This is a genomic window from Rhodococcus jostii NBRC 16295, assembly GCF_001894825.1.
Taxonomy (GTDB): Bacteria; Actinomycetota; Actinomycetes; order Mycobacteriales; family Mycobacteriaceae; genus Rhodococcus_F; species Rhodococcus_F jostii.
The window spans coordinates 1-25567 of the sequence record NZ_BCWY01000050.1; the positions used below are offsets into that span (position 1 = coordinate 1).

Genomic DNA, 25567 nt, shown 5'->3' on the forward strand with positions numbered 1-25567 from the left:
AATCAATTGGGCGTACTGCGTAGCCTTCTTGATCCAACCTCGTCGTTCCGTGGATTTGCGATGTTTTCTCATCTGGTTGCCCCTGGCTGTCGTGGTCGATTGCGGAATGTGCATGGCGCAGACCCTGAACTGAAGACTGCGGGCAGGAAGTTCTCGAACTCCCGCACAACTGGCGCGTTCGACGCGACAACCAACGGAACCAGTTGTTATTTTACTGCGGTTTGACGCTGGAGGGAACTACTACATCTCCACTCCACGTAGACGCTACGGAGCGCGCAGCGACCGACGACCGAACTGTGTCCCACCGCGGTAACGCAGGTCGGACCAAAGGCGATACGCCAGGCAGGTCGGGATGACCCGAGGGGACGTCGCATGAACTGGGTAGACATTGACATTTTCCCACCACTGATCGCCAACCTGCTGCACCTGTTGGCGGCGCTGACGAACAACGGGATGGGATCATCGTCATGATCGGCGCACTGCCTGACCTGCCGTACATGGGACTGGACTGGGAGTTCTTCTTCCCGACCAATCTCTACATCGCTTTCATCAACTGGTGGAACCCTTTCTAGCACAGGAAAACTGACTTCAGCGGTCAGCGAACGCGCCGCCACCATCGGGTCTTCCTGCTTCGCCTCTCGGCCTCCTCGACCGCCCCCAGGTACGGTTTCAGCGCTGCGGGCGTCTCGAGCGCGTCGAAAGCGACGTAAGCCCGCCGCCATTCCTTCATGTACGTGAAGTGCACGAAGCCGGGCCCGAGCGAGCCGAGGGCGAACGGGAGACGCCAGCAACCAATCCCCGCCGTACGCGCGGCCGAGCGCCACACAGCTGACGGCGACGACGACCAGAACCCACTGGAAGTACACGAGTACCGGCTTCTTGTCGGTGGGTCGCGCTGGTATCGACAGACATTCAACGGGGGGCGAATGATGTTGACACAGAATAGGTTAGATGCGACAGCACCGGGAATCGTCGCGCTCGAAGACCTGCGTGCACACAAGGCCGTGCTCGCTTCGCACCCAATGCGCGCAGGTCATGGCGGTCACCGACTTCTACGACCTCTGCTCCGGCGAAGACGAACGCCGCGGCATCAACCCCGCCCACTCCGGCAGGCACGCTTCCGTCGAGCTGTCCGTCGCTCTCGGCATGAACGAAACCACCGCCACCGCCTGGATCGAACTCGGCCTCGAACTACGCCACCGCCTGCACCGCGCCCACGACGCATTCGCCGCCGGGCACATCGACCTCGACCAGACCCGCGTCATCGCCACCATGCTCACCGGTGTCGACGACGCCGAACTCTACATCCTCGAAGCCGCGATCCTCGACGGTCGCCCGCTGCCGCCCTCGAAACTACGGGCACGCTGGCGCCGACTCGTCGCCAGACACGACCCTGACAGCCTCCCCCACCGTGCGAAACTCGCGGCAGCCGACCGCGACGTCCGCGTCCGCCCCGCCGACAACGGCATGTCGCACCTCGACGGAAACCTCCCCGCCGCCGACGCGCACACCATCGCCATGCGTCTCCGCGACATCGCAATCCACGACGTCTGCAGCAAGGATCCCCGCACCCTGGCCGAGCGCCGCGCCGACGCCCTCACCGCACTGGCCGACGGCACCGGCGCGCTCGTCTGCCGCTGCGGGAACGAGCACTGCCACACTCGGACGGGCCGGCCCACCGCCCGCAGGGCACCCCTGATCCAGGTCGTCATCAACGCCGGAACGCTGCTCGGTCTCGACGACACCCCTGCCCACCTCGACGGCTACGGACCCATCGACGCAGACGCCGCCCGCGCACTGGCCGCCGACGGCGTCTTCCAACGTGTGTACACCCACGCCGCCGAGAACGGCGGATCAATCCTCGGCATCAGCGCTGTGCCGAACCGACCCGGCATCCCCACGGCCTGGATCGCCGAGAACGCCGACCGTGCGGCCACCACCTACACCCCCGGAATCGCACTCGCCCGCCGCATTCGTGCCCGCGACGGACTGTGCCGGTTCCCCAACTGCCAGGTCCCCGCCCGGAACTGCGACCTCGACCACATCATCCCCTTCGACCACGACCGCCCCGAAAGCGGTGGCCTCACCGTCGAACCCAACCTCGCGTGCCTGTGCCGACGCCACCACCGGCTCGAGACCGACGGCACCTGGTCCTACCGGCACACCGGCGCCGGCCATCTCGAATCGATCACCCCACGCGGCAAGACCGTCCCCACCGAACCCGAAGGCGCCGCACTCGCACTCACTCACACCACCAAGCGGATCCGCGGCATCGAACTGGTGACCCAACGCTCCCACGCCGAACACGACCTCGACTTCCTCATCGAACTCCACCGAAGACCACGATCCAGGAAGAAGACGCCGCAGCCGGACATGCGGCACTCGCCTGAAGAACCACCACCGTTCTAGGAATTGCCGCGCGCGACACGATCACAGGAACGGACGGGATGTGCGGCCAAGAGCTCGCGCGCCCGGTCGCGGGCCGCGTTGTACTCGTACCACACCGACTCATCCTCGACCTGTCGCGCGAGTCGGTACAGGGCACACGACCGTTCCGGCTCGGGCAGGCGATCGAGCGCGGGGACAGCGTCGACGGACAACGAACTGAGGTAGCTCACATCGATCCGACCTGTTTCGTCGAACCGCTCCACGTTCTTCCCGGCAACGTACGCATCCGGATCGATCACGGCGAGAAGGAGCACCCCGCCCACCGCGGACGCCAGGACGGCACGCGGCAGCCACCGCCCCGACAACCGCACACCCGCGGCGATCAACAGGGCGAACACCAACCCCAGCCACAATTCCGTCACCATCACCGTCACACGCAACCGGGTGTACCCGTACTGGTTCTCGTACAGCGACATTCGATGGATCGCCGACGCCACGATGACGAGCGACAACACGCAGAGAAGTCCGAGCAGCACCCGCACGAGGGTGCGGTCCACTGCGTCGACTCGCGCCGCCTTCCGAACCGCGACGGCGATCACCACCAGCGTCAGCGCGGTCACGGTGAGCAACTGCCAGAAACCCTGCCGGGCGTACTCCGCGTACGTGAGGTCTGCCGTGGTCAGCACGTGCGAGCTCCCGCCGAACAGCACGGTCAACTGGACGATGACGAACCCCAGGAACAGCAGATCCAGCAGCGCGAGCGGAAACGCCCACTCCCACCGGGCAACCGGGCGTCCCGGCTTCGGTGCGAAAGCGTCGACCCGCGGTGTTCGTCTCAACAGGTACGCGGCACCCAGGGTGCCCCCGCACACCACCACGCCGAGCACGAACCGCCCGAACGGATTCGACACGTGGACGGACGGTGCGGCCTTACCGAGCAACTCGGCGAAACCGGCGTCCGCGCTGGCGAACAGCGAACCGAACACCAGCAGCAGCACCGCACTGACGGCGGCGACACCCACAGCCCGGCCCACGGGCACCTTCCCGGTCGAATGCCACCGCCGCGCGCCCCGACGCGTCCACCGGACCACGCGCAGCGGGGTGAACCACAGCGCGAACGATCCGACAGCCAACCCGGTCCACGTTCGGCCGCCGACGAGGGCGAACGATCCGACCACCCAGCTCAGCGCCACACACACCGCTGCCAGCCACCCCGCACCGCGCACACCGAGCACAGCCAGCAGGGCGAGGGCGCCGAAAATCGCGGCGGCCTGCGCAGCCGACGGCATCGTTCTGCGCGTCGCGAACACCGCGACAGCCACGGCGGCGCCGGTCACCGCGTAGCCGAGCCCGACCACCGTGACCTGCAGCGTCAGTGCGGCGACCACGCCGGCCGCCACCGCCGCGAGCACGATCGGGCGGGGCGCCATCGACGTCCGGTCACGGCGCCACGCACGTCTCGGCCAGAAGTCGCCGGGGGTCGGCCTGGCGGGTTGCGGGGGTGCGATGGTCATGGTTCCCTCCCTGGTTGTCGCTGCCGGATGAAGGCAGGCGTCATCGCGGGACGTCGCGTCCCGATCGGTTGAACAGTGGTCAGGCGGCGGGCAGACTCACCCGGATACAGCAGCCGTCGGCCGTGTCGACGACCTCGATGCGGCCGTCGTGGAGATCCACCGCCCAGCGGGCGATGGCCAGGCCGAGGCCCGTCCCACCGTCCGTGGACCCGCCGCGGGTGAACCGTTCGAAGACCCGCGACCGCTCGCCGGGCGCGATACCGGGGCCGTCGTCCTCCACCTCGATGATCACGCCGCCGACATCCGGCCGGGCACGGACGATCACCCGGGTGCGTGCGGGACCGTGCCGAAAAGCGTTGTCCACGAGGTTCGCCACCACCTGATGCAGCCGCGCGGTGTCGGCGTCGGCCCGCAGATGCGGAGGCTGCACGTCGACGGTCACCGCCTGTGGCCGCCGCAGGTCCTCCGACTGCCGCACCACGTCTTCGAGGAACGGGCGGACCGCAAAGTTCTCCCGTTCGAGTTGCACCGCACCGCCCTCCACCCGCGACAGGTCCAGCAGTTCGGCGACGAGTCGGCCGAGACGCTCGGTCTGGTCGAGCGCCACCCGCATCCGGGCGGGGTCGGGGTCCTCGACTCCGTCGACGACGTTCTCGAGCAGCGCCTGCAGCGCCGAGATGGGTGTGCGGAGTTCGTGCGAAACGTTGCCGATGAGTTCGCGTCGATACCGGTCGGCGGCCTCGAGGTCCTCGGCCATCTGGTTGAAGGCGCGAGCCAGGTCCCCGATCTCGTCCCGCGACGTCGACCGCACCCGGCGTGAATAGTCACCGGTCGCCATCGCGCGGGCCGCTGTCGTCATCGCGCGGAGCGGTGACGTCATGCCGTGCGCGAGGATCTGGGTCACGGCCAACGACACCAGCAACGCCAAAACCAGCGCGTACCGGAACGGCCAGCGCGCGGTCACCCAGAACATCAGCGAAGCGAAGAACAGCGCCGCCACGACGAGAAGCCCGGTCTTCACCTTGAACGACCGCAGCGGGTCGAGAGGCCGGGGCATCCTGTCCAGGATGCGGCCCGCGCTCACCGCGCTACATCCAATGCGTAGCCGACTCCGTGGACGGTCCGGATCAGGTCGCCGCCGAGTTTTCGGCGCAGCGCCTTCACGTGACTGTCGACGGTCCGGCTACCGGCCCCGTCGCCCCAGCCCCACACCTCCGCGAGGAGGGACTCCCTCGTGATCGCCGCCCGCGGCCGGGAGGCAAGGTGGGCGAGGAGGTCGAATTCTGTTCGTGTCAGATGAATTTCGTCGGCGCCTCGCCGGACGCGCCGCTCCACCAGATCCACCTCGATGTCGCCGAACGACAATCCGTCCTGCTCGGTCGACACACTGTCGTGGGCACGCTCGGCCCGTCGCAGTAGCGCGTGCACCCGGGCCACCAGCACGCGCATGCTGAACGGCTTGCTCAGGTAGTCGTCGGCGCCGACACCGAGCCCGATCAGCATGTCCGTCTCGTCGGCACGCGCGGTGAGCATCAGCACCGGCACCGGCCGCGCCGCCTGGACGCGTCGGCAGACCTCGAGACCGTCGAATCCCGGCAGCATCACGTCGAGCACCAGCAGGTCGGGCGACGAGGACTCGCACTCCGCGACGGCGGCCGGACCGTCCGACGCCGTCACGACGTCGAAGCCTTCCGCGCGCAACCGCGCCGCCACCGCGTCGCAGATGGTCGCCTCGTCGTCGACGACGAGCACTCTTCGCTGGCTCATTCCCCGACTGTATTGCGCGCACGTGCGGATCCTGGTCGGAGCCTGTGAAGATTCTGTGCAGGTTTGCCCGCGGTTCCGCCGCGGGGTGGGGGATGCGCACCCTGGGGTGCCTGTCGAAAGCCTCGCGTCCGGCGCAAGCTTGGTCTATCGGCCCAGCTAGACACCCCAATCCACTGGAGGCACCCCATCGTCCACACCGCAACCCGCATCGCGATCGGCGCAACCGCCGCCCTCACGTTCTCCCTCGCAGGAGCCGCAGTGATCGTTCTTGCCGGTGGACATACCGAGGGGGCTCCGACCCCGAGCTCGGAGGGGGCCATCTCACAGCAACAGCCGGCTCCGGCGATCGCGCCGACCCCGAGTCGGATCGTCGTCGCAGACCCCGGCTATTCGGTGAGTCCCGGGTACTCGGCGGAGCCCGGCTATTCGACCGACATCGAACCCGCGGCGCCGGGACCGGGTGTCGTCCCGCCCATCGTGGCGGCACCTCCCATCGCCCGAGCACCGATCGCCCAGCCGCCGGTTGCCCAGCCGCCCGTCGTCGTCCAGCCGCCCGTCGTCGTCCAGCCGCCCGTCGTGATGGACCCGCCCGCCGTCGTCGAGCCGCCCGTCGTCGTCGAACCGCCCGTCGAGCCCGTTCACCCGCCGAAGGGTCCGTTCGAAGGACCGGGCCAGGTCGAGCCGGGTGTTCTCGATCCCGGACCCAATCCCTTCCCCGTCGGTGGCGGCCCGAAGCCCGCCCCGCCCGCGGCGGACCCGCAGACGCCCGGCGGAACCGGCCCCGTCGACGGCGGAACCGTCGTCGGCCCCTGATCACCGGAGGAAATTCACATCATGTCCCACACCAAGACCCGCATCGCGATCGAAGCAAGCGCGGTGTTCGCCCTCTCCGTCATCGGCGCGGCCGGGATCGCCGTCGCCGCAGGCACGGCGCCGCCGAGCTCCGACGTCGGTGTCTCCGAGGAGCACCCGGTTCCGGACTCGACGCCCGCCCCCATGAAGATCTTCACGCCCCCGTCCCTGCACGTCCCCTCGCCCGAACCGCCCGGATCATTCGACACCGCGTCGGTGGGCCCATTCGAACCAGCCTCCTGGCGGTAATTCCAGCGGCGGCTGCTGTTGTCGACCGTCCGGGGCCTCGACGAGTGCGTGGGCGGGTTCCGGCCACAGCGTCTCCACCCGCTCGGCGGCGTCGGCGAACACAGCGGAATCGAGGTCGGTCCGAGACTCCGGGACACCGAAGTAGGGCCACGCCGTGATCATCGACCACCGTTTCGGCGGCGGAAGGGGCTGAAGGAAGTACGTCTTGTCGCCGGTGATGGGCCCACCTCGGCCCGCACCGCCGTGCAGTCCGTCGGTCATGCGGGCACCCGGCAGGTTGGTGAACACGCTGCCGTCCGCGTACTCGACACCGAACAGAAACGGCCCACTGCTCCGCGGCGAACCGGGTTTGCCGAAGCCGAACATGTCGAGCAGCACCGTGGACTCCGGTCTGCGCGCCTGGATCGTGAATTCGACGCCGCAGCTGTACACGTGGACGTCGGTCAGCCACAGCACGAGGGCGTCGGTGCGGGCCAGCACGGTGTCGGCCGGCACGGAGACGGGGATTTCGTTCTCCGGGGTCGATTGGAATCGGATACCGGTCATGACGGTTGTTCCACCTCGACTTCTTCGGGTGTCTTGTCGTCCCTGAGCCCGCGCCAGCTGGGGTGCCGCAGTCTCCGCGAACCGGTCCAATCCATGAACCGCACCTCCGCCACCAGCGTGGGAGTCACCCACACGGCCCCCTTGCGGTCGGCGGTGGGAAGGTCTTCGACGAACGGGCTGGTATCGGTTTCGAGCGGCCGCAGGGTGGATGCGAGTTCCTTCAGGTCCCGTTCCGTGAAGCCGGTTCCGACGCGTCCGATATACCGCAGTCCGCCGTCCTCGGGGACACCGAGCAGCACCGACCCGATTCCGCTCGACCGCCCACCCTGACCGCGGCGCCACCCACCGATCACGGCTTCCTGTGTGCGCCAGTTCTTCACCTTGATCCAGCTCGACCCCCGCTTGCCCGGCAGGTACACGGATTCGCGGCGCTTGGCCACCACACCCTCCCACCCTCGGCCGCGGCTCTCGTCCAGCGCTTCCTGCGCGGACCCGAGCAGTTGCGGTGGAACCACCAGGTCGTCCACCTTCGCGGCCAGCGCCTCGAGGACGCGGCGCCGGTCGGTGTACTTCTTGCGCAGCAACGAGACCCCGTCGAGGTACAGCACGTCGAACGCGAGGAAGTGCGGTTCGTTGCCCTGCTGCAGCAGACCGAAGTTGGGTACACCCCGCTCGTCGAACGCGACCACCTCACCGTCGAGTACCACCTCGTGGTCCCCGAGCGACTCTGCCAGCCAACCCAATTGCGCGTAATCGTGGGTCTTGTCGTTGCCGGCCCGGCTCGTCAGCTTCACCTGCCCGCCGCTGATCTCGGCGATCACCCTGATGCCGTCCCACTTCCCCTCGAAAGCCCACTCCTCGGCGTCCAGCCCGTCGAGGGTGCCGGGACTCGCCAGCATCGGCGACAGCCCGCGCGGCAAATCGGACAACGAACCCGACCCGCCCGGGGTCTGATCCTTCATCAGATGCATCAGCCACTGATCGCCCTTGGTGCGGATCAACGCGAACCGGCCGTCCACCCGCTCGCCGTGCAACTGGACGATCACCTCGTCGTCCCGCCACTTCTCGGCGTCGTAGGTGCCCGTGTCCCAGATCGTCATCTCGCCGCCGCCATATTCGCCCTTCGGGATGGATCCCGAGAAGGTCAGGTATTCGAGCGGGTGGTCCTCGGTGTGCACGGCCAGCCGGTTCTCCCCCGTCGTCGTCGGCACGTTCTTCGGCACCGCCCACGACACGAGAACCCCGTCGCGTTCGAGCCGCAGGTCGTAGTGGAGACGCCGGGCGTGATGTTCCTGGATGACGAAACTGTTGTCTTCCCCCGGCCCCACCGTGTCCGGCATCGGCTCGGGCGTCCGCCCCGGATCACGCTTGCGGCGGTACTCGGCGAGGGCGGGGTCGTTCTCGATCGGCAGATCGAGTCCGTCCAGCAGGTCGCCGTCCGACTCCCACCGTTCGAGCACTTCCTCGAACCGCAGCTGACGCAGGTCGGGGTCGTCGAGTTCGTCCCAGCTGCGCGGCGCCGCGACATACGGCTGGGCCCGGCCCCGCAGCGAGTACGGGGCGATGGTGGTCTTGGACGGATTGTTCTGGCTCCAGTCGACGAAGACCTTGCCCGCGCGCACCGCCTTGGCCATGCTGGCGGTGACGAGTTCGGGCCGCAGCTTCTCCAGTCCCGTTGCCACCTGTTTCGCGACGGTCGACGCACCCGTCCCGGCCAGCTTCCGGTCGAGCGGCACGTACAGGTGAATACCCTTGCTGCCGCTGGTGACCGGGTACGCCGTCCACCCGAGATTTGCGACGAGGTCCCGCACGGCGCGCGCCACCTCCGCGCATTCGGCCAGCCCGACACCGGGACCGGGGTCGAGGTCGAAGACGATCCGGGTGGCGGCCCCCCGATGTGAGTGGTCGAACCGCCACTGCGGCACGTGCAGTTCGAGGGCCGCCTGCTGCCCCGCCCAGGCGAGGGCTGCCACGGAGTTCAGGAGCGGATAGTGCACGGACCGATCCGAATGCTCGAGCGCGCGGCGCTCCAACCATGCCGGCGCGGACGCCGCGAGATTCTTCTCGAAGAACGGCTCACTGTCCACCCCGTTGGGCCACCGTTTGCGGGTGGCGGGACGGTCGACGACGTGCGGGAGCATGGCGGGCGCGATCCGCGTGTAGTAGTCGATCACCTCGCCCTTCGTCGTGCCCGACTCCGGGTAGAGGACCTTGCCGAGATTGGTCAGGGACAGGCGATGTCCGTCGATCGTCACCTGGCGAGCACCCGCAGTCGGCACGCGCAACTCCCTCCGCCAATACATACATATTGTGCGCCGCGCGGCCTCTTCGGTGGCCGTATCGCTACCCGGCAGGCAAGATGACGGGGTGCCCCGAGGACGAAGGACAGCTCTTGCCGCCCTATCCGCTGCACTGACGCTGCTCGTCGGGTCCTGCACCACCGACTCGGCGTCGGAGGTCGACACCCAGGCCGAGGCGTCGACGATTCCCGAAGCGTTCACCAAACTTCCGTCCACCCGCGCGGTCGGCGACTGCGCCCCGGGCAGCGGCGTCACCGCCCGGGACGGCGTGTTCACCATCGCGACCGACAGCCCGTCGTACCAACCGTGGTTCGCCGACGGCGACCCGTCCAACGGCAAGGGCTACGAGGGTGCCGTGGCCCGGGAGGTGGTCGAGAAGCTCGGATACGGTCCGGACCAGGTGCAGTTCGAGACCGTCGCATTCAACGATGCGCTCGCGGCCGGTGCGAAGGACTTCGATTTCGCCATCGACCAGTTCACGATCGTCGACACCCGGCGCGAGACGGTCGATTTCAGTTCGCCCTATTACGCCGTCACACAGTCGGTGCTGGCGCTGAAGAATTCTCCCGCCGCGCGGGCCAAATCGCTCGCCGACCTCGCACCGTTCCGTCTCGGGGCGCAGGTGGGGTCCACGAGTTTCGACGCCATCACCCAGACCGTGCAACCCCGCCAGGCGCCGGTCAGCTTCACCACCACCGACGACGCCAAGGCCGCCCTGGCCGCGGGCGACATCGACGCGTTGGTGGTGGACATCCCGACCGGATTCCAGATCACCGCCAACGAGGTGAAGGACAGCGTCCTCGTCGGGCAGTTCCCGCGCCCCAACGCGGTCACCGAATTCTTCGGCCTCGTGCTGGAGAAGAACAGTCCACTCACTGCCTGCGTCTCCGCCGCCGTCGATTCCCTCTACGCCGACGGGACGCTGGACGCCCTTGCCGCCGAGTGGATCACCGACACCGGCGGCGCGCACGTCCTCGACTGAATCAGGCGTACAGCTCGACGAACGTCTGCAGGGACTTCTCGATGTCGCCCTTCAGTGCCTTCGCGACGCCCGAGCCGATGGGTCCGAACAGGGGTGCACCACCGAGTTCGATGGTGAACGCCACCTCGGAGGCGTCACCCTTCGCCTTGACGTCGAGCACCAGTCCGAGCTTCACGCCCCCCTTGCCGTCGCCCTTGAGGACGATCCGGTTGGGGGCGTCGTACTCCTTGATCGTCCACTTCACTCGGTTGCGCAGTCCCTTGACCGTTACGACGGAACTGATTTCGGTGCCCTCCGTGAGGGTCTCGGGGAGCTCGCCCCGCCAGCCGTCGTGGACGACGAACCACTGGTCGAAGTCCTGCAGATTCGACGCTTTGTCCCAGGTGTCCTGGGGGTTGAGAGGAACATCGGTCTTGACCGTCAGTTTCGCCATGGGGGCAGCCTAACGGCCTGTGAGTACTTGTTAACCGCGGGCGGTTGACAAGTACTCACAGGCCGAAGGCATCAGTGCGAGACAGCCTTCTCCACACCGACACCGGTGAGCGAACGGACCTCCATCTCGGCCTGCTTGGCGGGGTCCTCCGCCTTGCCGCGACCGATGTAGGTACCGCCGATGCCGAGCACGAATGCCAGCGGGATGGAGACAATGCCCGGGTTGGCCAGCGGGAAGAAGTCGAAGTCGGCGTTCGGGAACATCGACGACGGCTTGCCGGACACGGCCGGGGAGAACACGATCAGCAGGAGGCAGCTGATCAGGCCACCGTAGATGCTGAACAGCGCGCCGGTGGTGTTGAACTTCTTCCAGAACAGCGAGTACAGCAGCGTCGGCAGGTTGGCCGACGCGGCCACCGCGAAGGCGAGCGCCACCAGGAACGCGATGTTCTGGCCCATCGCCATGATCCCGAGGACGATCGACACGAGACCGATCACGACGACCGTGATCCGGGAGACCCGCACCTGCGACTCCTCCGACGCGTGTCCACGCTTGATGACGCTGGCATAGATGTCGTGAGCGAACGATGCGGACGCCGTGATCGCCAACCCCGCCACCACCGCGAGGATGGTTGCGAACGCGACAGCGGAGATGATCGCAAGGAAGATGGTGCCGCCCAGTTCGAACGCGAGCAGCGGCGCCGCCGCATTCTCCTTACCGGGTGCCGCGAGGATGACGTCGGGGCCGACCATCTTGGCCGCGCCGTAGCCGAGGACCAGTGTGAACAGGTAGAACGCGCCGATCAAGCCGATCGCCCACGTGACCGAGCGTCGGGCCTCCTTGGCGGTGGGGACGGTGTAGAAGCGCATCAGCACGTGCGGCAGACCCGCGGTGCCGAGGACCAGGGCGATGCCCAGCGAGATGAAGTCGAGCTTGCTCATCGCGCTGATGCCGTACTTGGCACCGGGAGCGAGGATGTCGCGGCTGGCGATCGCCTCGTTCGTGGAAGTGCTGACCGTCGCCTGCGCGTCGGCGAGCAGCTGGGAGAAGTTGCCGCGCACCGCGAACAGCACGAGGAAGAACATGACACCGGCACCGGCGACCAGCAGCACCGCCTTGACCATCTGGACGTAGGTGGTGCCCTTCATGCCGCCGACGAGGACGTACACGATCATCAGCACGCCCACGACCGCGACGACGATGCCCTGCCCGACCTTGCCGTCGATGTTCAGCAGCAGGGCGACGAGTCCGCCGGCGCCCGCCATCTGCGCGAGAAGGTAGAACAGCGAGACCACCAGCGTGGACAGCGCCGCGGCCATCCGGACGGGACGCTGCTTGAGGCGGAAACTCAGCACGTCCGCCATCGTGAAGCGGCCGGTGTTGCGCAACAGTTCCGCGACGAGAAGCAGGGCCACCAGCCAGGCGACGAGGAAGCCGACCGAGTAGAGGAAGCCGTCGTAGCCGTACACCGCGATGGCACCGGCGATACCGAGGAACGACGCCGCCGACAGGTAGTCGCCGGCGATGGCGAAACCGTTCTGCGGTCCGGAGAACTGCCCGCCGCCGGTGTAGAAGTCCGAGGCCTTCTTGGTGGTGCGGCTCGCCCGGATCACGATGGTCATCGTGATCACGACGAACGCCACGAAGATGGCGATGTTGAGGAGCGGGTTACCGACGTCGGTGGCGGCGGCGAGTGTGGTGATCACGTGAGCGGTCCTTCCAGCTCTTCGCGGATCGCGGCGGAGCGGGGATCGAGTTCCCGGTTGGCGAACTTCACGTACAGCGCGGTGATCACGAAGGTGGTCACGAACTGGCCGAGTCCGAGGATGATGCCCAGGTTGATGTTGCCGATCACCTTGGTGGCCATGAACTCGGGCGCGTACGTGGCCAGCAGGACGTACGCCGCGTACCAGGCGAGGAAGAACGCCGTCATCGGGAAGACGAAACTACGCAGGCGGTGACGCAACTCCTGGAACTCCGGGCTCGCCTGCATGTCTACGAAGGCTTGCGCATCAGGGGCTCGCCGCTTCTGCGGTGCGCCCTCGCTGAGGTCGGCTGTGGTCACTGCAGACTCCTTGGTCGTGTGAAGTGAACTGATTGCCGACGTTAGTGAGAGTTGAGTCACAGAAATAGGCTGTGGCGCCAGTCACACGGTGAGCTGCCGGACTGTGCGCCGAACGGTCACCCGACCGCGACAAGCGGCTCCGCCGCCCGTGCGTGCTCGAGGAGTGCAGGGACTCGTCAAGCACTCACGGGGAGCGGAGCTCCCTCTCCCGGTCGGAGCCGACTCCGAGCCGCTCGGGGGCGTGCATGCGGGTGAAGATCCGGCCGACGTCGGCGGGAATCTGACGCCTGGTCACCTTGCTGACCAGCACCATCGTGACGAAGGCCAGCGGAACGCTGACGGCGGCCGGGTACGCGACCATCGCCGCCGGCCAGCCGTTCCAGGCGTCGTCGGTGAACCCGCCGAGCACCGAGACCCCGGCCGCGCAGCCGGCGACGAGTCCGCCGGCCACCATCCCGGCGCCCGCCCCGGCGGCGGTCAGACCACGCCACCAGATGCCGAGCACGAGCAGTGGGCAGAGGGTCGACGCCGCCACCGCGAACACCAGCCCGACCGTGCGCGACAGATCCAGCGACGTCACCGCCAGCGACAGGACCAGCGGCACAACCCCGGCCAGGACGGCGGCGATCCGGAAGTCCCGGATCCGCCCGCGCAGGACGTCGGTGCTGAGCACCCCGGCGATGCTGACGAGTAGGCCCGAGGACGTGGACAGGAACGCGGCGATGGCCCCGGACGCCACGAGCGCGGCGAGGAGTTGCCCGGCCCAACCGGAGATCACGGAGCCGGGCAGCAGCAGGACCGCGGCGTCGGACGTGCCGGTGATGAGCAGCTGCGGCACGTACAACCGCGCGAACACCCCGAGGAGCGTGGGGAACAGGTAGAACACGCCGAGCAGTCCGACCACCGCCAGCGACGTCAGCCGGGCGGCCCGGCCGTCGGGGTTGGTGTAGAACCGGACGAGAACGTGCGGCAGCCCGAGCGTGCCGAGGAACGTGGCGAGGATGAGCGAATACACCTGGTACATCGGGTGTTCGCCGCCGAAGCCCCAGCCGGGGGCGATCCAGTCGGCGTTGTCGGCGGGCGCGCCCGCGACGACGGGCACGGGGGCGCCCGCCTCGAGGATCATCGTCGTGCCCTCGCCGAGGTGGTGCTCGCCCGGCTCGAGGAGAACGTCACCGGTGGCGTGGACCCCGTCGATCGTCCCCGACCCGCCGACGGTCACCGGTTCGGACACCTGCACGACGACGTCGGTGGTGATGTCGACGGTGGTCTGCTCGCTGACGGTGGGCGGTGCGTCGGACCCCAGTTCGTGCTCGTCGGCGAAGAAGTACACCGACAGCACCAGTGCGGGGATCGCGACCGCGGTGAGTTTCAGCCAGTACTGAAAGGCCTGCACGAACGTGATGGACCGCATGCCGCCGCCCACCACGTTGGCGATCACGATGACCCCGACGACCACGGCCCCGACCCAACTGGGCACGCCCAGAAGGATGTTCAGCGTCAGTCCGGCCCCCTGGAATTGCGGGACGAGGTACAGCGCGCAGACGACGGCGACGACGAGCATGGCGAGTGTGCGGAGCCGGCGGGAGCCGAGCCGGAACTCGGCGAAGTCGGGCACCGTGTACGCGCCGGACCGTCGCAGCGGCGCCGCGACGAAGAGCAGCAGTCCGAGGTAGCCGGCCGTGAACCCGATCGGGTACCAGAGGGCGTCGGCGCCGTACTTGGCGATCAGGCCGGCGACTCCGAGAAAGGATGCGGCCGAGAGGTACTCGCCGGAGATCGCGGCGGCGTTCCACCGGGGGCCGACGCTGCGGGACGCGACGAGGAAGTCGGAGGTGGTGCGCGCCAACCGCACTCCGTAGATGCCGATGGCCACCGTCGCGACCGCGGCCGCGGCGAGTCCGGCCAGGGTCAGCCAGGGTATGGGTTGGTCGGTCACGGGACGCTCAGTCGTCCACCAGGTCGGCGAATTCCTGCTCGTTGCGCTCCGCCTGGCGCACGTAGATCCAGCCGGTGGTGAGCAGCACCGGGTACACGAGCACCCCGAGCACCACCCACGGCAGCCGGATCCCCAGCACCGACACGTCCGACAGTGCCGGGAACAGGAACATCACGAGCGGCACCGCGCACAGCAGGCACGCCGCGAGAAGCGCGAGCCGGATCGCCAGCCCCAGCTGGGTGCGCACGAGCCCGCGGATCATGGCGTCCCCGACCTCGGTCTGTTCCTGCACCTCGACGCGGGTGCGGACGATGCGCGCCCCGCGGCGCTGCGCGAGCACCACGCGTTCCCGCTGCGGTCCGCGCTCCGGGGAACTCATCGCGCCGTCCACGACTGTTTCGGCGCCCGGACCAGCCGGTCCTTGAGCATCCGGGTGTGCCTGCGGCTGACCGGCAGTTCGACGGGCGGGTGGTCGCCGTGCGGGCGCAGGCACACGACGAGCCCGTTGCCGACGGTCCGGATTCCGGTCACGAGGGGCAGCGCCACGAGGTACGAGCGGTGCACCCGCAGGAACCCGGCGTCCGCCCAGCGGGTCTCCAAGGCCGAGATGGGGATACGGACGAGGTGGGAACCGTCCGCGGTGTGCAGGCGCGCATAGTCGCCGTCCGCTTCGACCCACTCGACGGACGATCGGTGGACCAGGGTGGTGACGCCGCCGAGTTCGACCGGGATAACCTCGTCGGCCTGCGCTGTGGGCGCGGTGGCCCCGCTGCGCCGCCTGCGGCCCTCGACGATGCGGCGCACGGACTCCGCGAGACGCTCCTCGCGCAGGGGTTTGAGCAGATAGTCGACGGCACCGAGGTCGAAGGCGGCGACGGCCCGGTCGTCGTGGGCGGTCACGAACACCACCTGCGGCGGGGACGCGAAGTTCGCGAGGATCCCGGCCAGTTCCAGACCGTCCAGTCCGGGCATGTTGATGTCGAGGAAGACGGCGTCGATGTCGCCGTCCCGCAGGATGCGCAGCGCCGTGGTGGCATCTCCCGCGGTGCGGATCTCCCCGACCGCGTCCTGGGCGCGCAGCAGGAACGCCAACTCGTCGAGGGCGGGTTTCTCGTCGTCGACGGCCAGCACGGTGAGGGGCGCGTCCGGGGCCATGTCGTCAGTGTGGTTCACAACGACAGCAATCGTCCCACGGACCCCTCACGTTCACGCCGAGATCCCCCGCCGGAATTTGGGGACGCGCATGCTCACCTTCGTCCCCGCCCCGGGTGCGGTTTCCACCACGAGCCCGTAGTCGTTGCCGAAAGCGGCGCGCAATCGGTCGTCGACGTTGGCGAGCCCGACGTGCGCCGCCTCCTTCACCCCCGACGATTCGGCCACCGCGTCCAGCGACCCCGACCGCAGCAGTTCGGGGTCCATGCCGACCCCGTCGTCCTCGACGCTGATCACGCAGTCGGTGCCCTCGTCTGCGGCGACGATGCTGACGGTCCCCCCGTTCGGATTGCCGGCGATTCCGTGCCGCACCGCGTTCTCGACCAGCGGTTGCAGCGCGAGGAACGGCAGCACCACGTTGAGCACCTCGGGCGCCACCTGCAACTTCACGGCGAGGGCGTCGCCGAAACGGGCACGTTCGAGGGTGAGGTACCGGTCGATGTTGCGCAGTTCGTCGGCCAGCAGCGTGTACTCGCCCGCCGAACGGAACGAGTAGCGCGTGAAGTCGGCGAACTCGAGGACCAGTTCGCGGGCGCGGTCGGGGTCGGTGCGGACGAACGAGGCGACCGTGTTCAGCGCGTTGTAGATGAAGTGGGGGCTGATCTGCGCGCGCAGGGCCCGGACCTCGGCGCGGTCGAGCCGGGCGCGGGACGCGTCGAGGTCGGCGAGTTCGATCTGGCTGCACGCGTACCGGGCGACTTCGGTGACGGCGCCGAGCATGCCCGGGCCGGGGTCTTCGGTGGTGACGATGCCGAGCACGCCGACCACCCCGGTGGCCTCGATGAGCAGCGGCTGGGCGATCAGGGCCCGGACCGCGTCGTCGCCCGTGCCGCGGACGAGGCCGCCGTACGCGACGAGCACCCGGCGCTCCCCGTCGACCGCGCGGGCCGCCGCGTCGCGCAGTTGTTCGGTCATGGCCTCGTGCGGTCCGGTCCACGCGAGCAGGTCACCGGACGCGTCGAAGACCGCCAGGGCCTGCGCCCCGGTCAGCTGGCGCAGGTGCGGGGCGGCCTCCTCCGCCGACGTCTCGTCGAGGCCCCTCCGCAACGGCCTCGCCGCCAGCGACGCGGTGTGCAGCGTGGTGTGGACGGCGCGTTCCGTCGGCGTCGTCAGCTCGCGCCGGGCACGCAGCCACACGGCGGTGAACGCGACGACGGGGATGAGAACGAGCAACGCGACCACGGCGAGGACGGTTCCGGTCATGCGCCGGCGTCCAGTCGAGCGATCAGCGTCTTCGACGCGACGGTGCGGTAGGCGTCCTCGACGATGTCGGCGACGTCGTCCCAGTTCTGCGGGACGTCGAGGTACACGCCGATCCACCCGCGGCCCCCGACGTACGGCGGGACGAAGAACCTTTCGGGGTCGCGTTGCACCCAATCCTGCTGCGCTCCCGGCGGAGCCGCCGCCCAGAACGACACCCGGTCGTCGTGGTGGCGGTCTGCGAGGGTCGCGAACTGCGGCGCCTTGCGGACGAACCACGCCGGTTCGCCATGGCTGACCCGCTCCGTCGCCTCCGGCAGTGCGAGACACAGCACCCTCAGCCGGTGGAGATCGGCGTCGTTCACGGTGTTCCTCCCTCGGCACACGTGTCCGGCGCGGGGACGCCGGCGAAGCGGTCGGCGATCCACTGCACCGCGCCGGGGACGGATCGTCCGTCGGCGTGCCCCTGTTCGGGGTCGGATTCGAGCTCGACGACGTCGCCGAGCGCGCACGCGTTGTCGACGGCCCGCGAAGTCCATTGCGGCAGAATGAGGTTGTCCCGCTCCCCCACCACGACGAGCATCGGACCGCCCGCGCCCGTCTTCGGCAGGGCGATGTCCTCGAGCCATCCGCGCATGCGCTCGGCGTCGGCCTCTGTCCGCGGACCGGTGTCGCCCGGGGTGAGTTGGGTTGCCACCGTCCACTTCTCGGGGAGTTTCGCGGCGACGCACGCCAGCGTGACGTCGGGGGTGGCGGCGAGCGCTCCGCGCATGTAGTCGTCCGGATTCAGCTCGGGGTGCACCACCCCCAGTCCCTCCAGCAGATACGGCAGGAACATCTTCTGCGGCAACGACAGTGGATCGACCGTCCCGTCGACGAAGATCCCCGACAGATCGGCGGCGGGCGACAGGTTGGCCGAGCCGACGAAGTCGAGTCCGTCGCCGTACCCGTCCGCGTGCTCGGCCGCCGACCACGACGCCTGACCGCCCTGCGACACTCCGATCGCCGCCCAGCGTGTCGACGCCTCGGGCACCACGTTGCGCGCCGCCCGGACCGCGTCGATCAGGTCGTAGGCCGCCGTGTCCGGTTCGAGGTAGGGATGCGGTCCGTCGGTGCCGAGCCCCTGGTAGTCGGTGACGGTCACGACGTAGCCCCGCTGCAGCAGCGGCCGGACGAGGTTCGTCGTGCCCAGCAGCGTCGGCGAGGACGAGGGGGCGCATTCGTCGGTGACGCCGGTGGTGCCGTGTCCGACCGTGACGACGGGCCACCCGCCATCCGGTGCGGGACCGGCGGGAGAGAAGACGGTGCCCACCACGTCCGCGCCGCCGCCGTCGACACCCGACGTCGACCGGTAGACGACCCGGGTGGTCGTGGCCCCGAGCGCGGTGACCGCCCCGTCGATGTCGGGGACGGGCTCCCGGCTGATCAGCGCGCCCCGCTCGTCACCCGTCGGAGCCGGGGACACGGGCGGTGTGTGGGGCGCGGCCACCGACGTCGTGGGAGACGGACTCGGGGACGCCTCGTCGGTGGCGCAGGCGGTCAGCGACACGACACCGGCGAGAGCAACCAGGGCGATGCGTACCGGACGCACACTCATCTCGCACCTCATTCGCGACGTCTCCGCACCCGCTCCTCGGCTGCTGCCTCCTCCACATCGAGGCTTTCCAACACGCTACGCATCACTTCGTCGTCGAGGGTGCCCGCGTCGCGGGCGGCGATGATCGCCTCCCGTTGCGCGCGCAGGGCCGCGCGCCGGTAGTGGTCGAACAGCGCTCCGGCTCGCTGCTTCTCCGCGGCGTCCTCCGCCTCCTCGGCCTGGAGCCGGGCCCTCATAGACCGCCGCACCCGGTCGAGGATGTCGATGACCTCCGACCGGTCGATTCCCTCCGGTGGGTGTTCGGCGAAGTCGACGAGCGCGTGTTCGCCCGCGTCCCGGGAGATCGCGCGAGCCAGCTTCACCTGCTCCTCTTCGCGTTCACGTTCGCCGGGATCCGCCAGGTCGAGCATGCGGATCAGCAGCGGCATGGTGGCGCCCTGGATCAGCAGCGTGCCGACGGCCACGACGAACGCGATCGCCTGGATCACCTCCCGCCCGGGAAACGGTTGACCGCTCGCGATCACCACGGGCACACCGGACGCGGCGGCGAGCGTGACGACCCCGCGCATTCCCGCCCACGACACGACGAGACTCTCCCGCCACCCGAGTTCCACCGAACCGCCCGGCGTCCTGATCGCGAGCCCGACCCGGCGGCGGAGCCAGTGCAGCAGAATCCACGCCGGCCGGATCGCCATGACCACCGCGAGAACCGCGAAACCGTAGAAGAAGACGTGGTGCACCGGCAGGCCCTGGTCGCGGACGTCGTCGATGACGAATCTCAGTTGCAGTCCCATGTAGGCGAACACGAACATCTCGAGCAGGAGGTCGACGCTCTCCCACAGCGACCGCTCCTGGATGCGGGTGGCGACGGAGGCGTCGGTGGCCTTGTGCCCCATCAGGAACCCGGCGGCGACCACGGACAGCACACCGGACGCGTGCACCTCCTCGGCAGCGAGGTACGCGACGAACGGGAGCATCAGCCCCAGCACCGTTTCCAGCGGTGAGTCGTACATGCGGTGGCGCACCCACTCGACGATCTTCGCGAGCACCAGCCCGATCAGCACTCCGCCGACCACCTCGTAGACGAAGAACACCAGGGGGTGGACGGGGATCTTCGCGCCGACGACGGCGGAGACGGCGACGGTGAAGAGGGTCAGCGCGGTCGCGTCGTTGACGAGTCCCTCACCGGTGAGGATCGCGATCACGCGGTTCGGCAGGCCGAGTCTGCGTCCGACGGCGACGGCACTGACCGCGTCCGTCGGCGCGACCACCGCACCGAGGACCAGCGCCGCGCCGAGCGTGAGTTCGGGGACCAGCCAGTTGGAGAAGAAGGCCACCCCGACAGCCGTCGCCAGGACGGTGAAGATACCCAGCCGGAGAATCGGTGCGAGGTGACGCCGGAACGTTGCCACCGAGAACTTGAGAGCCGCGGAGTACAGCAGCGGCGGCAGCACCACACCGAGAATGGCTTCCGGGTCCAGTTCGAGCCGCGGCATCCCGGGAATGAACGACGCCACCGACCCGATGGTGACGAGGACGAGCGGGGCCTGCAGATCACGGCGCTTCGCGAAACTCGTCACGGCGATGGCCGCGATGATGACGAGAAGTACCAGGACGCCGTTCACGACACCGATTCTGCCGCGCCGGCCCGCCGTGCGCGGGTCAACTCCGAAGACGCGCGTGGGCCCCGGTCCGGAAACCGGGGCCCACGCGCGTCTGTGTGAGAAGTGTTCACTCCTTCGGAGGAACAGCCTTCTTCGCCGCGTCGGCGGCCTTGTCGATCTTGTCGCTGTACTTGCCGCCGGTCTTGCTGTCCGCGACGTCGGCAGCCTTGTCGATGGCGCCGTGAACCTTGTCCGCGTTCTGCGAAGCGGCTTCCTTCCCCTTGCCCAGCAGGCCCTTCAGTGTGTCGACGAAACTCATCGTTCTTCCTCCTCCGGTGCATGCGCACGCACTTGCCGAGCGAGCTCGATCACTCGCCGTGCACCCAGTCTCACAGCATTGACTCGGCGACGCCAACCGTTCGAATCGTCGCGAGCCGTAGTCGCTTCAGTGCACGCCCGGCAGATCCTCGGGTGCCGCGAACAGCCGACGGTGCTCACCGTGCAGGCGGCCCGTCACCCACCAGGCGATTTCGACGAGAACCACTCCCACGAACCCGCACACGAGCGCGGAGGTGGTGGCGCCGACGTTGGTCGGATCGAGTTTGAAGAACTCGCGGGTGAACGGCAACGCGAACAGGATGAGGTATCCGGCGACGGATCCGAAGATCAGCACGAGCTTCCACCACACGTACGGCCGCGCCACCACCGCCAGCACCCACAGCGCGATCATGATGAGCGTGATCAGTGCCGATGTGCCCGCCTGCACCTTCTGCGTCTCCGTCTGATCCGGGCCGGCGTAGACGAGAAGATACGAAATGAACGTCGTGACACCGATGATCACACCCGACGGGACGGCGAGGCGCATCACGCGTGGCACGAATCCGGAGCGGGCCCGCTCGTTGTTCGGGGCCAGCGACAGGATGAACGCGGGAATGCCGATGGTGAACCAGGCGGCGATCGTCACGTGCCGCGGCAGGAACGGATACGGCACGGGCTCGAAATGGAAGATCTGCGACAGCACACCGGTAATGCCGATGAGGAACGCCAGGAGCACCGAGTACACGGTCTTGGTGAGGAACAGGTTCGACACCCGTTCGATGTTGCCGATCACCCGGCGGCCCTCACCCACGACGTAGGGCAGGGTGGCGAACTTGTTGTCCAGCAACACGATCTGCGCGACCGCACGGGTCGCGGGGCTGCCCGAGCCCATCGACACCCCGATGTCGGCGTCCTTGAGGGCCAGGACGTCGTTGACGCCGTCGCCCGTCATCGCGACGGTGTGGCCGCGAGACTGCAGCGCCCCCACCATCTCCCGCTTCTGATCGGGCCGCACCCGGCCGAACGTGGTGGACGTCTCGAGAGTCTCGGCGAGGGCGTCGCGGTCGGCGGGCAGTTCGCGGGCGTCGACGGGCCGGTCGCCGCCGGGCAGTCCGAGCGACCCGGCCACCGCACCGACCGACACGGCGTTGTCCCCCGAGATGACCTTCACCGTGACGTTCTGACTCGCGAAGTACTCGAGGGTGTCGCGGGCGTCGGGGCGCACCCGCTGCTCCAGGATCACCAGCGCCCGCGGCGTGATCACGCCGGGCGCCGCCGGGTGGTCGACCGGGACGTCGCCACTGCCGAGCAGCAGCACCCGCAGCCCCGACGACCCCACGTCCTCGGCCTGCCGGGCCATGTCGCTGCCCGGGTCGAGCAGGACGTCCGGCGCACCGAGAACCCAATTGCCGTGGGCTCCGTACGACTGACCACTCCACTTCTTCGCCGAGGAGAACGGCGCCTCCGCGGTGGCCTCACCCCACCCGGGGTCGTCGGGAAACGCCTCCTTGATCGCGAGGACGCTGGCGTTCGGCCGCGGATCGGACGCGGCCATCGCGGCGAGCGCCGCGCGGGACGGTTCGGTGTCGGCGGAATCGGCGCAGCGCAGTTCGGCCAGCCGCATGCCGTTCTCGGTGAGTGTTCCCGTCTTGTCGGCGCACACCATGTCGACGCGGGCCAGACCTTCGATGGCGGGCAACTCCTGTACGAGACACTGCCGCTGACCGAGACGGACCACGCCGACCGCGAAGGCGATCGACGTCATCAGCACCAGCCCTTCGGGCACCATCGGCACGAGCGCGGCCACCATCCCGCTCAGCGCAGGCCGGATCGATTCCCCGCTCGAGAACAACTGGTTGTAGATGATCAGCAGACCCGCCGGAATCATCAGATACGTGATGAATTTCAGGATCTTGTCGATGCCGCTGCGCAGTTCGGAGTGCACGAGCGTGAACTTGCTGGCCTCGTCCGCGAGTGTGGCGGCATACGCATCGCTTCCGACCTTCGTGGCGCGGTAGCAGCCGCTGCCGGAGGCGACGAAACTTCCCGACAGCACCTGCTGACCGGCGTCCTTGTGCACCGGGTCGGCCTCACCGGTGAGGAGGGACTCGTCGACGTCGAGGGACGCCGCCTCCACCACCACACCGTCGACGACGATCTGGTCGCCGGCGCCGAGTTCGATGATGTCGTCGAGCACGACCTCCCGCGGCGCCATCGCGACGGCCACCCCGTCGCGGCGCACCACGGGTTTGGTCTGGCTGACGATCGCGAGCTTGTCGAGAGTCCGCTTGGCCCGCACCTCCTGGATGATGCCGATGCCACTGTTGGCGATGATCAGGAGGCCGAACATGCCGTCGATGATCGAACCGGTGGCCAGCACGATGAGCAGGAGGACACCGAGGATCGCGTTGATCCGGGTGAACACGTTGGCGCGCACGATGTCGCGCACCGATCGGCTGGCGCGGTCGGGAACGTCGTTGGTCTTGCCGGCCGCCACCCGCTCCGCCACCTGGGCGGCCGTCAAACCTTCCACTGCGACGACTGCAACGCTCTCGGTGCCGGTTTCGTCGTATGCCATGGTCAAAGGCTACGCAACGGGGCTCGGCTCCGAGGGGATGCGCGCCGGACTCAGCCCAGGGCTGTCCACCACGGCGTCTGGGCCGCCGGCTTCAGCGCGTCGATGCGCTGCCCGGGCATCGGCACGGCCACCGCGGTGCCCGTCTCCTCCGCGGCCGCGAGCAGCCGGACGATCGGCTCGGACCACGTGTGGAACGCGAGATTGAACGTGGCCCAGTGCACCGGCACCAGCAACCCGCGGGTGGCGTCGCCGCCGTTCAGATCGGTGTGGGTCTGCACCGCCTCTTCGGGGTTCATGTGGATGTCGGGCCACCGCGGGTCGTAGGCGCCGACGGGCAGGAGGGTGAGGTCGAACGGACCGTACCGGCGGCCCAGGTCGGCGAACCGGGGCGTGTACCCGCTGTCGCCCCCGAAGAACACCTTCCGGTTCGGCCCGGCGAGCACCCACGACGCCCACTGCGTGGTGTTGCGCACCAGCCCGCGGCCGGAGAAGTGCCTGGCCTCGGTGCACGTGAGTGTGAGCTCGCCGAGAGTGGTCGACTCGTCCCAGTCGAGTTCCACGATCCGCTCCTCGGGCACCCGCCACTGACGCAGGTGCGCTCCGAGGCCGACCGGGACGACGAACGGCGCCTTCTGGGTGGCGGCGAGTTGCTGCACGGTCGCCATGTCGAGGTGGTCGTAGTGATCGTGCGAGATGACGATCGCGTCCAGCACGGGCAGGTCGGCCAGCGGCACGGGAGTCGGGTGCATGCGGGACGGGCCGAGAATCGCGGACGGCGACACCCGCCGGCTCCACACCGGGTCGGCCAGCACCCGGTACCCGTCGACCTCGACGAGCACACTCGAATGGCCGTACCAGGTGACCGCGGCGTCGGCGGCCTCGACGGGCGCGAGGGGCGTCGCGAGCGGGATCGGCCTGCGGGGGCGTCCCGCCGAGCCGCGCGTGATCAGTGCCTTGAAGATCCCCGTCTCCGCGCCGGGCAGCATCGTGCTGCCCGGATCGGTGTTGTGGAACTGACGGTCGCGGTACCGCGGCGACGTCGCGGCGTACGGACGAACCTTGGCGCGCGACGCGCCGATCTGCGCGGGAAGCCCCCACGCAGCCCGCGTCAGCCACCCGAGGGTGGCGGTGGCCAGAACAGTCGTCACAGCGCTCTTCGCTTTCACCCCGACAACTGTAACCACGCGTGCGGGAAAGGTGCGCCGAGCGGGCTACTGACCGCGGAAGACCGGAGGACGCTTCTCCGCGCGGGCCGTGCGCGCTTCCTGCGCGTCGTAGCTCTTCCACGCGGCATGCAGGGCCGCGAGCTGCTCGGGCGGCGGCGGGCTCTGGGTGCCGTCGTCGTTGAGCACCATCTTGAGGTGTTGCAGCGACAGCGGGGCGAGACGAGCGATCGAATGTGCCCACTGCTGCGCGACGGCGAGGTCGCCGCGCTTGTTGGCGAGGCCGTGCGCCAGCGCCTCGTCGGCCCCGACCTCTTCGGCGCCGAGCAGGATGGTGCGCGCCGGTCCGCCGCCGATCAGGGCTGCCAGACGGTGCACCGTCCAGCGGTCCACCGAGATCCCGAGCTTCGCGGCCGGGATGGCGAAACGCGCCTCGGGGGCGACCACCCGCAGATCCGCGGCGAGCGCCAGCTGGCTGCCCGCGCCGATCGCGGGACCGTTGATCGCGGCGATGACGGGGACGGGCACCGAGTCGATGGTGTGCAGCATCTCGAGCAGGGTGTCGGTGAATCCGTCGGCGTACACGTCGCCCGACAGGTCGGCACCCGCGCAGAACGCGCTGCCCTGCCCAGTGAGGACGATCACCCGCGCGCCGTCGGTGACGGATTTCTCCGTCTCCTCCCGCAGGAGTTCGCAGATCTCGGTGTTCAACGCATTGCGGCGGTCGGGGCGTTGCAGTTCGAGGGTGAAGACGTCGCCGTCACGACCCGTCCCGATCATGTCCACTCGCTTTCTTCGTGATTGCAGTCCACTGACGAATTCTCCCCTGCCCACCCGACTGGACAGCTGTCAGCCAACCA

The 25567-nt window shown here is 68.7% G+C and carries 24 protein-coding genes; 5 read left to right on the forward strand and 19 right to left on the reverse strand.

All coding sequences use genetic code 11. The features are described 5' to 3' along the window. Positions 1–225 (forward strand): hypothetical protein (locus RJ1_RS47330; RefSeq protein WP_218026511.1); only part of this gene is annotated, 225 nt, incomplete at its 5' end. Between the two features lie 810 nt (positions 226–1035). Then, positions 1036–2409, forward strand: a complete 1374-nt coding sequence (locus tag RJ1_RS27840) for an HNH endonuclease signature motif containing protein (protein WP_073365759.1) — start codon at positions 1036–1038, stop codon at positions 2407–2409. Here the strand turns inward: RJ1_RS27840 and RJ1_RS27845 are convergent. The 3 genes from RJ1_RS27845 to RJ1_RS27855 form a co-directional block, all read right to left on the reverse strand. Further along, complete coding sequence (locus RJ1_RS27845) at positions 2406–3902, reverse strand: DUF4153 domain-containing protein (protein ID WP_073365760.1); 1497 nt, start codon at positions 3900–3902, stop codon at positions 2406–2408. The genes RJ1_RS27840 and RJ1_RS27845 overlap by 4 nt on opposite strands. A 79-nt stretch (positions 3903–3981) precedes the next feature. Continuing rightward, positions 3982–4959 carry a HAMP domain-containing sensor histidine kinase gene (locus RJ1_RS27850; RefSeq protein ID WP_073365812.1) on the reverse strand — a complete coding sequence of 326 codons (978 nt, stop codon included), beginning with the start codon at positions 4957–4959 and terminating at the stop codon, positions 3982–3984. A 23-nt stretch (positions 4960–4982) separates the two neighbouring features. After that, positions 4983–5669 carry a response regulator transcription factor gene (locus RJ1_RS27855; RefSeq protein WP_073365761.1) on the reverse strand — a complete coding sequence of 229 codons (687 nt, stop codon included), beginning with the start codon at positions 5667–5669 and terminating at the stop codon, positions 4983–4985. 258 nt (positions 5670–5927) lie between these two features. Here RJ1_RS27855 and RJ1_RS27860 point away from each other — a divergent pair, with 258 nt between their 5' ends. Then, entirely contained in the window at positions 5928–6482 is a 555-nt protein-coding gene (locus RJ1_RS27860; protein WP_073365762.1) for a hypothetical protein, read from the forward strand. Positions 6483–6503: 21 nt separating this feature from the next. Beyond that, positions 6504–6770, forward strand: a complete 267-nt coding sequence (locus RJ1_RS27865) for a hypothetical protein (RefSeq protein ID WP_073365763.1) — start codon at positions 6504–6506, stop codon at positions 6768–6770. On the opposite strand, the gene RJ1_RS27870 is transcribed toward RJ1_RS27865, so the two are convergent. After that, a complete protein-coding gene (locus RJ1_RS27870; RefSeq protein ID WP_073365764.1) occupies positions 6720–7316 on the reverse strand; it encodes a hypothetical protein in 597 nt (198 codons plus the stop codon). The two genes, RJ1_RS27865 and RJ1_RS27870, sit on opposite strands and share 51 nt — an antisense overlap. Beyond that, the gene (locus tag RJ1_RS27875) at positions 7313–9595 is read right to left on the reverse strand and encodes an ATP-dependent DNA ligase (protein WP_439958217.1); all 2283 of its coding nucleotides are present in this window, start codon (positions 9593–9595) and stop codon (positions 7313–7315) included. The genes RJ1_RS27870 and RJ1_RS27875 overlap by 4 nt, the downstream gene beginning before the upstream one ends. A gap of 88 nt (positions 9596–9683) precedes the next feature. On the opposite strand from RJ1_RS27875, the gene RJ1_RS27880 reads away from it, so the two are divergent. Continuing rightward, on the forward strand, positions 9684–10598 hold the full coding sequence (locus RJ1_RS27880) for an ABC transporter substrate-binding protein (protein ID WP_073365766.1): 915 nt from the start codon (positions 9684–9686) through the stop codon (positions 10596–10598). A gap of 1 nt (position 10599) precedes the next feature. On the opposite strand, the gene RJ1_RS27885 is transcribed toward RJ1_RS27880, so the two are convergent. The 14 genes from RJ1_RS27885 to RJ1_RS27950 all read right to left on the reverse strand — a co-directional run bounded on the left by RJ1_RS27885 (position 10600) and on the right by RJ1_RS27950 (position 25487). Then, positions 10600–11031 carry a type II toxin-antitoxin system Rv0910 family toxin gene (locus RJ1_RS27885; protein ID WP_073365767.1) on the reverse strand — a complete coding sequence of 144 codons (432 nt, stop codon included), beginning with the start codon at positions 11029–11031 and terminating at the stop codon, positions 10600–10602. A 71-nt stretch (positions 11032–11102) separates the two neighbouring features. Further along, positions 11103–12737, reverse strand: a complete 1635-nt coding sequence (locus tag RJ1_RS27890; RefSeq protein WP_073365768.1) for a monocarboxylic acid transporter — start codon at positions 12735–12737, stop codon at positions 11103–11105. After that, positions 12734–13096, reverse strand: a complete 363-nt coding sequence (locus RJ1_RS27895) for a DUF485 domain-containing protein (RefSeq protein ID WP_073365769.1) — start codon at positions 13094–13096, stop codon at positions 12734–12736. Before RJ1_RS27895 ends, RJ1_RS27890 begins: the two co-directional genes overlap by 4 nt. A gap of 184 nt (positions 13097–13280) precedes the next feature. Further along, complete coding sequence (locus RJ1_RS27900; RefSeq protein ID WP_073365770.1) at positions 13281–15035, reverse strand: sodium/solute symporter; 1755 nt, start codon at positions 15033–15035, stop codon at positions 13281–13283. A gap of 7 nt (positions 15036–15042) precedes the next feature. Beyond that, positions 15043–15414: a cofactor assembly of complex C subunit B gene (locus tag RJ1_RS27905; RefSeq protein ID WP_073365813.1), complete on the reverse strand. Its 372-nt coding sequence runs from the start codon at positions 15412–15414 to the stop codon at positions 15043–15045. After that, positions 15411–16190: a LytR/AlgR family response regulator transcription factor gene (locus tag RJ1_RS27910; RefSeq protein ID WP_170008905.1), complete on the reverse strand. Its 780-nt coding sequence runs from the start codon at positions 16188–16190 to the stop codon at positions 15411–15413. The genes RJ1_RS27905 and RJ1_RS27910 overlap by 4 nt, the downstream gene beginning before the upstream one ends. Before the next feature lie 51 nt (positions 16191–16241). Continuing rightward, positions 16242–17450, reverse strand: coding sequence for a sensor histidine kinase (locus tag RJ1_RS27915; protein WP_073365772.1), 1209 nt, complete (start codon positions 17448–17450; stop codon positions 16242–16244). Continuing rightward, on the reverse strand, positions 17447–17812 hold the full coding sequence (locus RJ1_RS27920) for an MmcQ/YjbR family DNA-binding protein (RefSeq protein ID WP_073365773.1): 366 nt from the start codon (positions 17810–17812) through the stop codon (positions 17447–17449). The genes RJ1_RS27915 and RJ1_RS27920 overlap by 4 nt, the downstream gene beginning before the upstream one ends. Beyond that, the gene (locus tag RJ1_RS27925; RefSeq protein WP_083400499.1) at positions 17809–19056 is read right to left on the reverse strand and encodes a lipase family protein; all 1248 of its coding nucleotides are present in this window, start codon (positions 19054–19056) and stop codon (positions 17809–17811) included. The genes RJ1_RS27920 and RJ1_RS27925 overlap by 4 nt, the downstream gene beginning before the upstream one ends. Then, on the reverse strand, positions 19053–20669 hold the full coding sequence (locus RJ1_RS27930) for a Na+/H+ antiporter (RefSeq protein ID WP_073365775.1): 1617 nt from the start codon (positions 20667–20669) through the stop codon (positions 19053–19055). Before RJ1_RS27930 ends, RJ1_RS27925 begins: the two co-directional genes overlap by 4 nt. A 106-nt stretch (positions 20670–20775) precedes the next feature. Beyond that, positions 20776–20967, reverse strand: coding sequence for an antitoxin (locus tag RJ1_RS27935; protein ID WP_015888853.1), 192 nt, complete (start codon positions 20965–20967; stop codon positions 20776–20778). A gap of 126 nt (positions 20968–21093) precedes the next feature. After that, a complete protein-coding gene (locus tag RJ1_RS27940; protein ID WP_073365776.1) occupies positions 21094–23544 on the reverse strand; it encodes an HAD-IC family P-type ATPase in 2451 nt (816 codons plus the stop codon). A 50-nt stretch (positions 23545–23594) separates the two neighbouring features. Then, positions 23595–24710, reverse strand: coding sequence for an MBL fold metallo-hydrolase (locus tag RJ1_RS27945; RefSeq protein WP_174695028.1), 1116 nt, complete (start codon positions 24708–24710; stop codon positions 23595–23597). A gap of 45 nt (positions 24711–24755) precedes the next feature. After that, complete coding sequence (locus tag RJ1_RS27950) at positions 24756–25487, reverse strand: enoyl-CoA hydratase (RefSeq protein WP_073365814.1); 732 nt, start codon at positions 25485–25487, stop codon at positions 24756–24758. Between the last annotated feature and the right edge of the window lie 80 nt (positions 25488–25567).